1 protein-coding gene is annotated in these 1,097 nt (G+C 63.4%); it reads right to left on the reverse strand.

Annotation, left to right across the window (positions count from 1 at the left end):
* Positions 1-1,057, reverse strand: a 1,057-nt coding sequence (locus tag GGQ98_RS18090) for a HAMP domain-containing protein (RefSeq protein WP_184072072.1), incomplete at its 3' end; no start/stop codon positions are given.
* Positions 1,058-1,097 lie beyond the last annotated feature (40 nt).

The following is a 1,097-nucleotide window of genomic DNA, read 5'->3' on the forward strand; positions in this document are numbered from 1 at the left end:
CAGGGCGGTGCGGCAGTCCGCGCCGCAATGCCCAGCAGGCCATCGGCGCGAATTCGGGACGTGAATGCGCGGGCTCCATCCAGCTGCACGCCTCGACCATGGCATTGCGTTTCGGATCGAGCAGATAGAGGCACCCGGCGTGTGCGGGGGCGATCTCGGGCACGAAGCGTTGCACGACCTCCTTGAGATCGAGCAGCGTATCGCAGCCCTGCATCCGCTGTGTCATCCGGGACAGAAGGTCGCGCATGGCAAGGTCGGCATCCCGCTCGGTCTCGAGCCGCTGCCGCTCGAGGCCGTTTTCCCGGAATATCCGAATGGCCTGGGCCATGTCGCCGATCTCGTCGATTTGTCCGAGCGCCGGCAGTTCGACGGCATAGTCCTGGGCGGCGAGCCGGTTCACCACGTCGCTCAGCCTAACGACGGGCTTCAGCACCCGCTGACGAAAGATGAAAAAGAGCACGCAAAAGAAGAGGAAGCCGGTGATCGCGAGCGTGACCTCCGAAATCGTCTTCCAGACGCGCGCCAGATTTGCGGCCGCCGCGACGTTTGTCTCCGTGCGCTGGTCGAGCCGGTACTGGAATCGTTCGACGGCCGCTCGCGCACGGTCGAGTTCACGCTCGTATGTTGCGCCGAAGAGTAACTCGCGCGCTTTGGCCTCGTCGCCGCGATCATGCGCCGCGATGGCCTCGCGCTGCTCATCCTGCAGCGCATCGGCCCAGCGTATCGCCTGTTTAAGCGCGTCGAGTTCGTCCGCACCCGCGCCGGCATCGCCAAGGTGCCGAATCCTGTCCTCAACCGCGCGAAGCGCCGCGGCATCGCGTTGATAGAGACGGCGGTAGCTGGGATCGCCCGTGTCGAGGTACTGACGGGAGTGCTCGGTGAGCGCGAACACTTCCGCATTGAGTGCACTGGTCGCCTGATCGAGCCGGTAAAGCTGCTCGACGGCGGCACGTTCCTGATCATGCGCATTCGACGCCAGAATCATTGTCGTGCCAGATACGAGCGTCAGGAGGACGGTTGCTCCATAAGCCCAGTTCGTGATCGTGGTGAGCCGCATAGCCCCGAACTTACATCCAACTGGACTTGAAAAGGTTAAT

The sequence above is a fragment of the Sphingosinicella soli genome (assembly GCF_014199685.1).
GTDB lineage: Bacteria > Pseudomonadota > Alphaproteobacteria > Sphingomonadales > Sphingomonadaceae > Sphingosinicella > Sphingosinicella soli.